Origin of the sequence: Daeguia caeni, assembly GCF_042653845.1 — a bacterium.
GTDB classification, from domain to species: Bacteria; Pseudomonadota; Alphaproteobacteria; order Rhizobiales; family Rhizobiaceae; genus Brucella; species Brucella caeni.
The window spans coordinates 1-13,825 of sequence record NZ_JBHSEL010000028.1 but is presented as its reverse complement, the minus strand read 5'-3'; the positions used below and the strand labels follow the sequence as shown (position 1 = coordinate 13,825).

Below are 13,825 nucleotides of genomic sequence, written 5' to 3'. Positions count from 1 at the left end.
CATTCAGACAATCCAGCCTGGCGAATGCTTAAACTACTTCGCCAGTGCTGGATATGGTTCCATCAAAAAGTGAAATGCTCTAGAGCGGCTTTTTGAGATCGCCATTGGGGCGCGTCGGCGCTGTCATCTGCTGGGAAAACTACATGCCGATGCTGCGCATGCATATGTATTCGCAAGGCATCAACATCTATTGTGCGCCTACAGCCGATGACCGGGATACATGGCTGCCCTCCATGCAGCATATCGCCCTTGAAGGGCGCTGCTTCGTACTCACCGCCTGCCAGTATATTACGCGTGGTGCCTATCCGGCTGATCACGAATCTGCTCTGGGCGATGATCCGGCCACGGTCATGATGCGCGGCGGCAGCGCCATCATCAGCCCGCTGGGCAAGGTTCTTGCAGGGCCCGATTTCAGTGGCGAGACGATCCTCTATGCTGATATCGACCTTGCCGAAATTGCGCGCGGTAAATTCGACTTTGATGTCACCGGCCATTATGGACGCCCGGATATTTTCCAGCTGCATGTCGATGACCGTCCCAAACGAACGGTCAATCAATTGTCCAGAATGGAAAAGGAATAGCCTCGAACTGCGGCTTGCCATGCCGGTCCCCGGCCTTGAAGCCGCCTGATGATCGGGCGGCTTTCCGTCTTCTACTCACTTTGGCTTACATATGGCTGGCTCATGGCGGCTGATTGTTCTGGTGACGATCAATGTCAGGTGTTTGCCTAGTCAGACCAACAGGCACCATACATCCTGCAGCCAATCCTAATCCTGCGGCTTTTCCCGTGCGTCCTCCACAAGACCAAACATGGGACCATAGCCGCCATGCCAGGAAAAATCATTGCGCTGCAATGCTGGCGAATAAAATCCGGCTCCTCCCCCGCCATCGAGAAACAGCGCATTGCGGCAGTGCAGATGGTCCCGAAACAGCTGCGCAAAATCATGGAAATTGACGCTGCCCATGCTGATGGCAAAGCGGATCAGATTGCCTTCGCATATGCCGACACCACTGCGATGGGTGCGGTCGGAAGAGCCTTGAATGAAGATCGGATTGATACGGCCGTCAATGACCAGCATCGGGCCGGATTGTGTGGCAAGACGGGCCTTGGGCTGCATCTTCAGATAGGTCCTGGTCGGGACAATGGCCGCTTCCTTCTCGTTCAGAAAGAAAACGCCATTCGGTTTCTTGAAAAAGTTTGCAACAGGCCCCTTGCCCTTGGGCGGGTCGGGTGTCTTGACCGAACGCAAAACCTTGCCATTTTCAACGTAAAGACCGATGGGAGCAAAATCCGTCTCATACATGCCGGCATTGAATGCAAGGATGAGACTTTTGCCAGACTGTTGCAGCGCAGAAGCCAGTCTGGAAAAATTGCGATAGGCTTCGCCATTCTCATCCTTCCAGAACAGCTGCAATTGTGGGCGCTGCTCAGGCGACACATCGCACACAATATATTGCGCACCACTGAAGTCTTGCGCCGCGCATATCTCCGCTTGCGCCGAAGGGGCAATGAACAAGGCCAAATGCAGCAGGCCTGCCGCGGCAAGCAATCGTTCAAGCTGAAATCTGAAACCGGATGGCATTGCACAATCGCCATGACAAAGAGAAATCGACCGGCCCATGCCGATCACTGAAGCGATGCACAATCAATGATGATTGTGGCAAATTGATTGTGGCTGCTCAGACTGTGCGGAATGGACTGAAGAATCGCCGTGCAAGGCCTGCAACTGCGATGCGGGCGCTGGACATCCCAGCAGGAAACCTTGCAGCTGGTCACAGCCAAGCAGCTTGAGCTGCGCATATTGTTCTTCCGTTTCCACGCCTTCCGCGATTGTAACCATGCCGAGCGTGCGTCCAACGCCAATGATAAAGCCGACAATGGCCTGTATATCCGCCCGTCCGACAAGCTGGCTGATGAAAGAGCGATCAATCTTGATCTTGTCGTAGGGGAAAGCACTCATATTGGCGAGCGAAGAGTAACCCGTACCAAAATCATCCATGGTGATCTTGATGCCAAGCCTTTTCAGTGCCTGAAGCAGTTCAAGCGTGTGCTGATTATCATCCAGAAGCACGGATTCCGTAATTTCAAGCTCCAGACGATGGGGATCAAGGCCGGTCTCTTTCAGCACGGCCTCGACACTGCTAATCAGGTCGATATGGCGGAACTGAACCGGTGAGAGATTGACTGCAATGGTAAGCGGTTTTGTCCAGCTTGCCGCTTCCATGCAGGCCTGGCGCAGCACCCATTCACCCAATGTCACAATCATCCCGATGCGTTCTGCGACCGGAATGAATTCGGCCGGCGACACCATTCCGCGCACAGGATGCGTCCAGCGCAACAGCGCCTCATAACCGCAGATTTCACCCGTATCGGCCATGACCTGCGGCTGATAATAGACCTCCATTTCATTGTTCTGCATGGCTACCTGCAAATCCGCCTCAAAAGCCTTCTTCTCCTGCAGGCGCTGCAGCATTTCTGGCTGGAAGATGCAGGCATGATTTGCCCCCATCGCCTTGGCCTCATAAAGTGCAAGATCCGCATGCTTGAACATGGTTTCGGGATCTATATTGGGCGTTGACAGCGCAATGCCGATACAGGTGCCGATGTCGTGTGTATAACCGCCAATCCTGTATGGCTTGCCGATCACCGTCAGCAGCCGATCAGCGAAAAGCTTGCTATCGGCCATGGTCATGTTGGATGTCACGATCACAAATTCATCGCCACCAAGACGGCAGACCATATTGTCATTACGATTGAATTCGGTAAGGCGGCGCGAGACTTCCTGCAGCAGCGCATCGCCGGCATCATGCCCCAGCGTATCATTGACATCCTTGAAATTATCCAGATCAAGCAGAAAAATGGCTGCCTGCTTGCCGGATTTCATCATGTCCTCAAGACGCAAGGTCAGATTTTCACGAAACATGACGCGGTTTGGCAGCCCGGTCAGCGCATCATGATGGGCCTCATGCTCAAGGCGGTAATTTTGCTGTTTCAGCTGCTCCGAGGCATGCTGCAGATCAGCCGTCATCGATTGCAGGCTGTCGCGCGTGCGATCAAGCAGAATATTGTGGCGGCGCAACAGGGCTATCAGCGTGATGGAGCTCAGGACAAAGCCAAAGGAAAGCGCGGTATAAACATGATGCAAGCGCCGGATTTCATTTTGCGTTGCCTGGATCAGGCTGACATCATTGAGAACTGAGATTGATGAGAGCGTGACCATCGGCGAGTCCAGCTCGCTTGAACGATGCAGAAATGCCTTGATATCTTCAGTCGTCATGGAATCGAATTTGTTATCGAGTTCCATGATCAGTGACTTCAGCTGCGCAATCAGCGCACGACGTTCCGGATCCTCGGCAATGAATGCGCCAAGCCTGCCCTGCTCCAGATTTTCAAAACGGCTGATCATGAAATCGATGCGCAGCCGTACTTCTTCCCTGCTGACATCGGCAATGCCGAGCGCCAGGGCACCAAGCCGATGTTCAAGGCGCAGAAACTCGGCCACTGTCTGCGAGACCGTCCAGGAATCATTGTAAGTGGCAACTTTTTGCAGAGAGGTTTGCCGCTCCGCTATGACATAGGCGATATATGCCGTAGCGATGATCAGGCAAACGATGATGGCGCTTAAAACGCGTTTCAAACTATGCCTCTATTCCACGGTCAGCTTGCGCAGTTGCCAGACAGAACGTGTGTAATAGGTTTGATTCTGCAGTTGCAGATCCTTGTCATAAGGATAGACGATAAATAATGGCCCCTTGTCACGGACTGTCATGTATTCGCCATCACGCTTGAGCGCAATGATTGGATCAAAACGCTTGAAATCATCAAACGGAATGGGCGCAACATAGTCATTCAGGGCGATGACCTTGACGCTTGTCCCTTGTGCGCCAACCACCTCCATGAGCTTTTGTAGCGAAACGCCCTCAAATTTGATTGCGTTATTATGCCATGGCGTCTTGGTTGTAATGCTGGTCATGCCCAAGGCTTCCAGACCTTGCCGGTCAAATTCAGCCACTGAGCCATTATTGGTATTGGTAATCTTCCCGTCAACACGCAGGATAACCTTGCCTTTTGGCTTGTCCAGTTGGCCTGCATGGCCAACAGAACCAGCCAAAAGCCCAACAAAAAGGCAGATTCCGACGATAAATTGTTTTACCCAGTTCATCCACGTCATCTTGTTTCTGCCATCACACATAACAAAATAAATCAGGATACCCCGCACTTCCTGACAGAACCATATTCAGGCCTCTGGTAAAACCCATCTGGCATCATCAGCGTGCGATCAATAGTTGCATTTAAGTACTTAATGCAACATGAATATGCATCCGAAGCTGGATGAATATCTGCCAGATATAGTTATATGATCATTTCATGCGTCAATGCCAATCGAAATCCATTAAATAAATAATCGCATGGTTGGGGTCCCATGTGAATGGAGAATGTAATTTCAGAGCAGTTTCAGGAAAGGCAGCAACCGGTTTTCCGTCCGGAACGACGGAAAGCAATGGTCAAGGCAATTCAGACTTTCCTTGAAAATCTGAATTAGCCCATCCTCATCCTCAGCCCCATCTGCAAATTCAGCGCATGTAACGAATGAAATTGGTATTGTGGGCAATGCGGTCATAAAGCCGCCGTGCTGTCGCATTGTGCTCCTGTGTCAGCCAATAGACGCGGCCAAGCCCCAGTTCATCGGCCCTTTTATAGACGGCCTCGATCAGGGCGCGGCCAATCCCGATGCCACGCACCTCCGGATCGGCATAAAGATCCTGCAGATAACAGGCATTCTGCGTCATCCAGCAATGGCGATGCTGGATATAATGAACCAGACCGACAGGCTTGCCGCCTTTCAGGGCAAGAAAGCCATTTGGCTCGAATTCACCCTCACCGATGAGTCGACGGAATGTTTCTTCATAAACTTCTTCCGGAACAGTCGTTTCATAGAAATCCAGATAAGCCGTCCACAGGCGACGCCATTCGGCCTTGTCCTGCGGCTCAATCGGACGGATCACGAGATCTTGCGCTGTCATGGCATTCTTCCTCTGCAGTTCAAGGAACCGGGTCGGCCAACAGAAGCATTAAAAAACCCGCCGCTCTTGCAAGCGGCGGGTTGATTTCCCGTCAGACCGACAGGCAGAGATATTTGATTTCCAGATAGTCGTCGATTCCATATTTGGAGCCTTCACGACCAAGGCCGGACTGCTTGATGCCGCCGAACGGCGCCACTTCCGTCGAAATCAGGCCGGTATTGATGCCGACCATGCCATATTCGAGCGCTTCCGCGACACGGAAAATCTTCGAAATGTCCTTCGAATAGAAATAGGACGCAAGGCCAAATTCGGTATTGTTGGCCATTGCGATGACCTCTTCTTCCGTCTCGAATTTGAACAATGGCGCGACCGGGCCAAAGGTTTCCTCACGCGCGATTTTCATGTCCGAGGTCACGCCGGTCAGGATCGTTGGCTGGAAGAACAGGCCGCCCCGTGCATCCGGCTTGCCACCGATTGCAATGCTCGCACCCTTTGCAACTGCATCCGCAATATGTTCCTGAACTTTCGCAACCGCCTTGTCGGTAATCAGCGGCCCCGCATTGACGCCCGGTTCGAAACCATCGCCAACCTTCATGGCAGCAACCTTCTCGGCCAGTTTCCTGGCGAAGGCATCATACACGCCAGCCTGGACATAAAGGCGGTTGGCGCAAACGCAGGTCTGACCATTGTTGCGATATTTCGAAACCATCGCACCTTCAACGGCCGCATCCAGATCGGCATCGTCAAAGACGATGAATGGCGCGTTGCCGCCCAGTTCCAGACCAAGCTTCATGATCTGGTCTGCCCCCTGACGCATCAGGATCTTGCCCACAGCGGTCGAGCCGGTGAAGGTGAGCTTGCGCACCTTGTCATTTTCGGTGAATTCCTTGCCAACCGAAACGGCATCGGTCGACAGGATCACGCTGAAAATGCCGGCCGGAAGACCTGCCCGTTCGGCAAGCAGCGCCAGAGCCAATGCCGAAAGCGGCGTTTCAGCAGCCGGTTTCGAAACCATGGCACAGCCAACGGCCACAGCAGGAGCAAATTTACGCGCCAGCATGGCGTTCGGGAAGTTCCACGGCGTGATGGCTGCAACAACACCAACTGGCTGTTTGATGATGATGATGCGCTTGTCTTCCTGATGGCCTGGGATGGTATCGCCATAGACGCGCTTTGCTTCCTCAGCGAACCATTCGACATAGGATGCACCATAGAGGATTTCGCCCTTGGCTTCGGCCAGCGGCTTGCCCATTTCCATGGTCAGGATGACGGCAAGGTCGTCCGCATTGGCAACCAGAAGCTCATAGAGCTTGCGCAGAATGCCAGCGCGTTCCTTGCCGGTTTTCTTGGCCCATGCCTTCTGCGCCGTATGGGCGGCATCAATCGCGCGTACAGTTTCAGCGCGGTTCATGTCCGGCAAGGTCGCAATGACTTCGCCGGTCGATGGATTGGTAACGTCAAACGTATTGCCGCTTTCGCTGGTTGCGACCCATTCGCCGGCAATCAACGCCTTGTCGATTGCCAGCGACGGATCCTTGAGCTTTGACAGAAGCTTGTCGGAAATCATGAATCATGCCTCCTTGGCGCATTCGAGCAGCGATGCTTCGAGAATATCAAGTGCTTCTGCAAAAACATCGTCCTGAATGGTCAATGGTGCAAGGAAGCGGATAACATTACCATATACGCCGCAGGTGAGCAGGATAAGGCCCTTTTCCTGTGCCTTTTCGCGAACCTTGTTGGTGAATTCCGGATTCGGCGTCTTGGTGCCCGGAATATTGAATTCAACCGCATTCATGAAGCCCGGGCCGCGAATGTCGGCGATCTGCGGAACAGCTTCACGCAGGCCCTGGAGGCGCTGCTTCAGGCGGTTGCCGAGCAGGGTTGCGCGTTCATTGAGGCCTTCTTCCTCGATGATGTCGAGAACCGCATTGCCGGCTGCAATGCCGATCGGGCTGCCGCCATAGGTGCCGCCGAGGCCGCCTGGAATCGGCGCATCCATCAGTTCAGCACGGCCAGTAACCGCGGCAATCGGGAAGCCGCCGCCAAGGCCCTTGGCCATGGTGGTGATGTCGGCGACAACGGAATGATGCTCCATGGCAAACAGCTTGCCGGTACGCGAGAAGCCGGTCTGGACTTCGTCGGCGATCAGGAGAATGCCATATTTATCAGCAATTTCGCGCAGCTTGGCCATGAAGGCCCGCGGTGCTTCATAGAAGCCACCTTCGCCCTGAACCGGCTCAACGATGAAGGCTGCAACGCGGCTTGGATCCACATCGGCCTTGAACAGCTTGTCGAGAACCGCAAGCGTATCCTCAACCGTCTGTCCATGCAGTTCGACCGGGAACGGAACGTGGAAGACATCCGGCATCATGGCGCCAAAGCCAGCCTTGTATGGCATGACCTTGCCCGTCAGCGTCATGCCCATGAAGGTGCGGCCATGGAAAGCGCCGGTGAAGGCAATGACGGCCGAACGGTTGGTGGCAGCACGGGCGATCTTGATGGCGTTTTCCACGGCTTCAGCGCCGGTGGTGACAAAAATGGTCTTCTTCTTGAAATCGCCTGGAACAGCCTTGTTCAGACGTTCTGCAAGACGGACATAATTTTCGTAAGGCAAAACCTGATGGCAGGTATGAGTGAAACGGTCGAGCTGCTCCTTGACGGCTGCGATCACTTTCGGATGGCGGTGGCCGGTATTGACCACGGCGATACCGGCAGCAAAGTCGATATAGCGACGACCTTCAACGTCCCAAACCTCTGCATTCTCAGCGCGTTCGGCATAGACTTGTGTCTGGACACCAACGCCTCGCGAAATGGCATCAGTGCGGCGGGTTGCGAGTTCAGAGTTCTGCATGGAAGTGTTCCTTCAGGAGGCATATGTTATCGGGACGAATTTTCAGCCAATTTGGCCTTTCAAAAACTCTACATTTTTTCTAAAGACTTGCAACATGCATATTCGCCCCTGTAGAAAATTTTTTATGACACGGCTCATTTTGCGAAAGCACTCCCCTTTCAGCAGGACGCCATGCATGACAACAACAAGACAGACATTTCTCATCGGCAGATGGCAATGAGAAATGCCGCACTGATCGAGTTGGATGCGTGATGAAGGACTTTCATCTGAAAATCGCCGAAGCGGCGCGCGCACTTGGCGTTTCTCCTTCGACCCTGCGGCTGTGGGAACAGCAGGGTCTGATCGAGCCTGTGCGCACTCCCTCCGGCCAGCGTCTTTATGATGCCGAGCTGCTGGACAGGCTGAAGACGATTGCGTGGCTGCGCAATGAAAAGGGGCTGAATTCGGTTGCGATCCGGGAAAGCCTTGCCGAAGAGCAGCCCCCAGCCGCACCGCGTTCACCAGACATCTCCGCCGAGCGTCGTGATGACGAGATGCCGGTTGGAGCAAAGCTCAGGGAAATGCGGCGAAAGTCCCGCCAGACACTGGAGAGCGTGGCGCGGGCGACGGGCACATCCGTGTCGCAGCTTTCCACCTTCGAGCGCACCTCGCAGGGGCTTTCGGTGACAGCACTTCATGCCGTTGCCAAGCATTTCGGCACAACCATTGCCATTCTGAGCGGCCAGGCAAGCGGTGAGGACAGGGCTTCGCTGGTACGCAATGGCGAGTGGACCAGCTGGCCGACCAGTTCAACCGGTGTTACGGTGCATGATCTGGCCAAGGGCAATCGCCTGATGCAGTGCAACCGTTTTGACCTTGCCCCCGGCGCATCGAGTGAAGGCTCCTATCAGCATGAGGGGGAGGAATTCATCTATGTGCTGTCCGGCAGTTTTCAGATCGTGCTTGATGGCGACCAGTTTTATGAACTGCATACGGGCGACAGCTTTTATTTTGAAAGCAAACGCCCGCATTCATGGCGCAATCTGGCCGAAGGCACGACCACGCTGATCTGGATCAATACGCCAGCAACGTTCTAACACATGCCCTTACCAGGATCACTCAATCCTTGTCAGGCTGTGGCGTGATCCTGGCATTGACAAAGACATCATAGCGGGTGCTTTTGCCCAGAATCTGATGTGAGGGCTTGCGAATGCCGGCCATGGGCTCGGCGCGCAACGGCCATTTCAGCACAACACGGCATCGCGCACATGCAAGGGCGACCTTCATCAGCTCCTCTGCATCAGGATCTGCACCAACGATGGCGCGGATCTGGCGCATTTCCTTCTTGACTTCAGCCGTATTGCCGCGGGGCGGATGCATCGGATCAACCAGCACGACCTGTGGCTTCAGCCTCGGCAAAAGCTCGCGTGAATCACCATGAAGAAGCGTCATGCGCGCAATCGTTTCGGCATAGGCGCCACCTTCTGCCGCAGCGCGCGCCATACCATCGGCCAGAAGCGCATGAACCCGTTCCGAGCGCTCGATCAGCGTCACCTTGCAGCCAAGCGAGGCAAGCAAAAAGGCATCACGACCAAGACCGGCCGTTGCATCAACAATGTCCGGCGTAACACCACGTGCAAGCCCTGCAGCTTTGGCAAGCGCATTACCGCGGCCTTCCCCCTTGCGAAAACGGTGCCCGACAGCGCCGCCAACAAAATCCACCACCAGATCATCTGCATTGATTTTTTGTGACATCGTGATCCTTGAACCGGCCTTGATGGATCAGAAAGGACAAGGTGCGGTAAAGCTTACCGCACGGCCATCCGGGTGGCGAAATGATAATTGCTCGGCATGAAGCAACAGGCGGTTAGCAGCCCTGAGCGCTTCGCCTTCCGCATAAAAATCATCCCCCAGTATGGGATGGCCGAGTGCTTTCATATGGACGCGCAACTGGTGGGTACGACCGGTCAGCGGAAACAGGCGCAAACGGGTGGAATGCCCTCCCCTTTCGATCACCTGCCAGCGCGTTTTCGCCTGCCTGCCATGAACATGATCCACCCGGTGACGCGGCTTGTTATCCGGATCAAGCGCAAGCGGCAGGTCGATCTCGCCTTCGGCAGGCTCAACCCGGCCCCACACTTCTGCAATATAGGATTTCCCGGTTTCTCGCGCCTCGAACTGTGCGGCGATTGCCGCATGCGCCTTGCGATTGAGCGACATCAGCACCAGACCGGATGTATCCTTGTCCAGCCGGTGAATGATCAGCGCCTTGGGAAACTGCTTCTGCACCCGCGTGGCCAGACTATCGGCAAGAGCAGGATGCCGTCCCGGCACGGATAAAAGCCCGCTTGACTTGTCCAGCACAAGAATATCCGCATCCTGATGGATGATCGAAATATATGGCTCTGTTGGCGGAGTATAGATGGGGGCGACAGAAGAATAAACGCTCATGATCCGTCTTCTATCATGGTTCCAGCCCCATCGAAAGCAGGCTGGCCGGATTATCCTGACGCCACATCCAGATGGAGAGTCTTCACCTTGATGCAATGGACGGAATGATCAGACGATCCATCCACTGCGGTATGGAGCTTCACACCCCTTCCCGGAAAACGGTAAAGATACTTGTCAGCTTGCCAGCCAGCGTCCGCGCAACAGCTGCAACTCCCGGTCGGTCAGCCCATGTTCGCGCACATAATTTTCCGAGCCATCAAACTTGTCATCAAGCCATTCCAGCGTCTTCTGCATGGTTTCGGGCTTGCATTCCAGCATGGGCGCGAAATCAACCTTGTCCAATTTCAGGGCCGCGGCTGTTTTTTCAATGTTTTGCAGAAGAGGCCCGATACGCATTGCGGTCATGGCGTAGTCCTGGATGATGTCATCCCTGTTCACGCCAGACAGCGACAAAAGCAGAGCTGCAATGAGACCGGTTCGATCCTTGCCTGCCGTGCAATGGAACAGAACCGCTTTTTCGCAATCGGCAATCTTGCGCAAGACTTCAACAAAGGCTTCCCCGTGCGTTTCCAGCGCATGAAGGTAAAGCTCAAGCAATGAAAAACCCTGAGGCTGCTGTTTCGGATTAAGTTCATCGAACAGCGAAATGGCAATCAGTTCAATGCCATAATCAGGACGGAACGGATCAGGCTCGGCCTGTCTTTCTTTCTGGCTTCTCAGATCAATCACGCGGTTCACGCCAAGTTGCTTCAGCGTTGCAATACCTTCCTGATCGACATTGACCATGTTGCCGGAACGGAAGGTCTTTTTCCAGGCCAGATTTCCCTGCTGTGTTTGATAGCCGCCCAGATCGCGTGAATTGAAACTACCCGAAATGACAATATCGCGAATACTCACAGTCTACCCCTTTCTGTAACTGGAATTAATACAGGCCTCGCAGGGAAAGCCAAGAGGGCAAGCGCAGTCATTTCATTGAATTGGCAATTACTGCCCTGTATCAGGCATTTGCGGCTGAAAGACTGCGACAAGTCACAAAACCATTCTTGTCTCTCCCGCATGCCTGTTGTTACATGGATCCGTGGTGGGGATTATGTATGCATCGGTTTTTGCGTTGCGCCATATCAGGCATTGTCGGGCTGTTTTGGGCAATGGCTGTCAGTACGACAGCCCAATCCGGGGAAAAGACCTTTGGTTCGTTTTCCATTACTGATGCTGAACCTGGAATCATCGCGCTCAAGGGCGCGATAGAGCCGGGTGCGGCTCTGGACTTTCGCCGTGCGCTTCGCGCGGCCCCCGATGCGAAACTGGTAACATTGAACAGCGGCGGCGGCAGTGTGCATGCCGGCTTGATAATCGCCGATGACATCCATCAAAAGGGCCTGTCGACCTATATTCCCAAAACCTCAAAATGCTATTCGGCCTGTTCCTATATTTTTCTCGCCGGCAGGGAGCGCAAGGTCGATGGTGAACTGGGCGTTCACCAGATCTCGTCCGATTCACTTGTCGGAGCGCAATTGGCAATTTCCGACATTATTGAGGTTTTGAGCCGGTTTGATACGCCGCCGGAAGTCATGCAGATGATGTTCAAAACGCCACCTGACGACATTCATATATTCAGTCAGGATGAAATTGTGCTCTATAAATTGAATCGATCGGCAGCAGACCACACAGCCAATGAGGCACCCTTTTCCAGGAACCAGGGGCCATCAATCGATAAAATGGAGAAGACAGCGGAAGAATCCGAGCCCGGCGCCGCAGCCACTGCCCCTGCTCCACCACCTGTCGATAAGACTGAAACCATTGCAAAGCTTTCGCCATTGGAAGAATTCACCCGCCGGCCAAACAGAATCGCCTTATATGCAGGGCTTGACCTTTTCGGCGAGGATATAGCGAGCATGCGTGTTGAAGATGTCGCGGTATGCGCCCGAAATTGTCTCACCATGAATGGGCAGTGCAAGGCATTTACCTTCAACATCAATCCAAGGATCAAAAAAGGCCCCAATTGTTTTTTTGAAAGCAAACGCAGGACGCGCGGACGGCAACAGCGTTGCCTTGTCAGGCCGTTTCCTGAGTGGCGCCGAACTTGATCCAGAACCATTGACCCTGGGCACAATCGACCCAGCTTCAGCACTTTTTGAGGACATCGATTTGCCCGGTGGCGATCTGTCCCGCCGACCACTTTCATCGGCCAAAACGCCGATTGCCTGCCGCTTGGCCTGTATTGATGACCATCGATGCATCGCCTTTACTTATGTTAAGGCCAAGAAAGAATGCTGGCTGAAAGGAACAATCCGCACGCCGATATTCGGCAGGGGAATGGTTACCGGCATCAAAAAATATGAGACCTTCAAACCAACAAAGATCATCAGCCTGAATTGAGAGACATTTTCAGGCTTCACAGAATCAAATCCTCAATGGCTTCATCGTTTAAGCGAGATCCAGATGGTCCGCATACTAGCGCGACATACTAGATTGTAAACGTGAACCGACTGACAGCTTGAATATACAGATATCGTTTCTTTCGGGTATGATCTGCTTCTTACAACGTGAACGTGTAAAGGCGGCAGATACCACAGGCGTAGCCCGGCAGCCCGTAGCATCGCGCGGTATGCGGCCGACTTATGCGCCCCAGCTCCCCATGATGACGATGGCGCCAGCCCAGAGCTGGAACCAGAAGCTGCTCGCCTCAGCACGAAAACTTGTGCCTTGTCCGTGTCATTGAAGACACAACTATTGGTCTGCCGTTGCTGTTGAACACCGCTTTATCAAGGCGTGATCTTCGGGGGCAGTTCTTCTTCNATTCAGACAATCCAACCTGGCGAATGCTTAAACTACTTCGCCAGTGCTGGATATGGTTCCATCAAAAAGTGAAATGCTCTAGAGGAGGAAAACCAGAAACTGCGCAAGGAACTGGCAGAAAAACTTCGTGCAGAAAACGCCGAGCTGAAGAAGCGTTTGGGGCTGATCTGATCCGTTTCAAAGCTGAATTTTGTGGCTATCCAGATTACACAAGTTGCGACAAGCTACAGACGATCACACAGTAAACCCATCAACGTTCATACGATGGATGCAACAGCGCCAAGACACAATTCGCTTAGGGCGCTGTTGTGCATTTGGGTGTATTTGGACAGCAATTGCCAGCGCATCTACCACTATACTTAATTATTTTTGAATTTTAGTATACGCAATTTTTCTTTATTTGATTTTTTGAGTAAGCATATGATTTTGATATCATCTTTGCCCACTCAAGCTTGACGAGGTAGATCAAGGATAGTTCTATGCGGATCCCCTAATAGGGGGACGAATTATGCTCATTGTGGCCAGCGTCTGGCTTTGACCGCAAGAAAGCCCGGTTTTTTCCGGGCTTGTTAATTTTCTGCATTAGGATCTACTGATTTTCATCAGGGGATTATTTTTGATAGAATTTAAGTTGGATTGGTTGCGGGGGCAGGATTTGAACCTGCGGCCTTCAGGTTATGAGCCTGACGAGCTACCGGGCTGCTCCACCCCGCGTCAGAG

The 13,825-nt window shown here is 53.3% G+C and carries 13 protein-coding genes and 1 tRNA gene; 4 read left to right on the top strand and 10 right to left on the bottom strand.

The genetic code is table 11. The features are described 5' to 3' along the window. Window positions 1-92: 92 nt before the first annotated feature. A complete protein-coding gene (locus ACFO1V_RS02445) occupies window positions 93-581 on the top strand; it encodes a nitrilase-related carbon-nitrogen hydrolase (RefSeq protein ID WP_374834413.1) in 489 nt (162 codons plus the stop codon). 186 nt (window positions 582-767) lie between these two features. On the opposite strand, the gene ACFO1V_RS02440 is transcribed toward ACFO1V_RS02445, so the two are convergent. The 6 genes from ACFO1V_RS02440 to ACFO1V_RS02415 all read right to left on the bottom strand — a co-directional run bounded on the left by ACFO1V_RS02440 (window position 768) and on the right by ACFO1V_RS02415 (window position 7,876). After that, window positions 768-1,583 (bottom strand): phosphodiester glycosidase family protein, encoded by an 816-nt coding sequence (locus ACFO1V_RS02440; protein WP_374834411.1) that lies wholly within the window; start codon window positions 1,581-1,583, stop codon window positions 768-770. 63 nt (window positions 1,584-1,646) lie between these two features. Beyond that, window positions 1,647-3,638, bottom strand: a complete 1,992-nt coding sequence (locus ACFO1V_RS02435) for a putative bifunctional diguanylate cyclase/phosphodiesterase (protein ID WP_374834409.1) — start codon at window positions 3,636-3,638, stop codon at window positions 1,647-1,649. Between the two features lie 9 nt (window positions 3,639-3,647). Then, complete coding sequence (locus tag ACFO1V_RS02430; RefSeq protein ID WP_374834415.1) at window positions 3,648-4,163, bottom strand: putative pterin-binding protein; 516 nt, start codon at window positions 4,161-4,163, stop codon at window positions 3,648-3,650. A 412-nt stretch (window positions 4,164-4,575) separates the two neighbouring features. Continuing rightward, window positions 4,576-5,025, bottom strand: a complete 450-nt coding sequence (locus ACFO1V_RS02425; RefSeq protein WP_374834407.1) for a GNAT family N-acetyltransferase — start codon at window positions 5,023-5,025, stop codon at window positions 4,576-4,578. 91 nt (window positions 5,026-5,116) lie between these two features. Beyond that, entirely contained in the window at window positions 5,117-6,592 is a 1,476-nt protein-coding gene (locus ACFO1V_RS02420) for an NAD-dependent succinate-semialdehyde dehydrogenase (protein WP_374834405.1), read from the bottom strand. A 3-nt stretch (window positions 6,593-6,595) separates the two neighbouring features. Further along, a complete protein-coding gene (locus ACFO1V_RS02415; RefSeq protein ID WP_374834403.1) occupies window positions 6,596-7,876 on the bottom strand; it encodes a 4-aminobutyrate--2-oxoglutarate transaminase in 1,281 nt (426 codons plus the stop codon). Window positions 7,877-8,127: 251 nt separating this feature from the next. Here ACFO1V_RS02415 and ACFO1V_RS02410 point away from each other — a divergent pair, with 251 nt between their 5' ends. Next, the gene (locus ACFO1V_RS02410) at window positions 8,128-8,952 is read left to right on the top strand and encodes a MerR family transcriptional regulator (protein ID WP_374834401.1); all 825 of its coding nucleotides are present in this window, start codon (window positions 8,128-8,130) and stop codon (window positions 8,950-8,952) included. 22 nt (window positions 8,953-8,974) lie between these two features. Here the strand turns inward: ACFO1V_RS02410 and ACFO1V_RS02405 are convergent, their stop codons facing one another. The 3 genes from ACFO1V_RS02405 to ACFO1V_RS02395 form a co-directional block, all read right to left on the bottom strand. Next, the gene (locus tag ACFO1V_RS02405) at window positions 8,975-9,610 is read right to left on the bottom strand and encodes a class I SAM-dependent methyltransferase (RefSeq protein ID WP_374834399.1); all 636 of its coding nucleotides are present in this window, start codon (window positions 9,608-9,610) and stop codon (window positions 8,975-8,977) included. 27 nt (window positions 9,611-9,637) lie between these two features. Next, the gene (locus ACFO1V_RS02400) at window positions 9,638-10,306 is read right to left on the bottom strand and encodes an RluA family pseudouridine synthase (protein ID WP_374834397.1); all 669 of its coding nucleotides are present in this window, start codon (window positions 10,304-10,306) and stop codon (window positions 9,638-9,640) included. 174 nt (window positions 10,307-10,480) lie between these two features. Beyond that, the gene (locus ACFO1V_RS02395) at window positions 10,481-11,203 is read right to left on the bottom strand and encodes a tyrosine-protein phosphatase (RefSeq protein WP_374834395.1); all 723 of its coding nucleotides are present in this window, start codon (window positions 11,201-11,203) and stop codon (window positions 10,481-10,483) included. A gap of 197 nt (window positions 11,204-11,400) precedes the next feature. Between ACFO1V_RS02395 and ACFO1V_RS02390 the strand changes: the two genes are divergently transcribed. Both ACFO1V_RS02390 and ACFO1V_RS02385 read left to right on the top strand, forming a co-directional pair. After that, window positions 11,401-12,393, top strand: a complete 993-nt coding sequence (locus ACFO1V_RS02390; protein WP_374834393.1) for a PAN domain-containing protein — start codon at window positions 11,401-11,403, stop codon at window positions 12,391-12,393. Next, window positions 12,359-12,685, top strand: coding sequence for a PAN domain-containing protein (locus tag ACFO1V_RS02385; protein WP_374834391.1), 327 nt, complete (start codon window positions 12,359-12,361; stop codon window positions 12,683-12,685). Before ACFO1V_RS02390 ends, ACFO1V_RS02385 begins: the two co-directional genes overlap by 35 nt. A 1,057-nt stretch (window positions 12,686-13,742) precedes the next feature. Here the strand turns inward: ACFO1V_RS02385 and ACFO1V_RS02380 are convergent. Then, window positions 13,743-13,819, bottom strand: a tRNA-Met gene (locus tag ACFO1V_RS02380). Window positions 13,820-13,825: the final 6 nt, after the last annotated feature.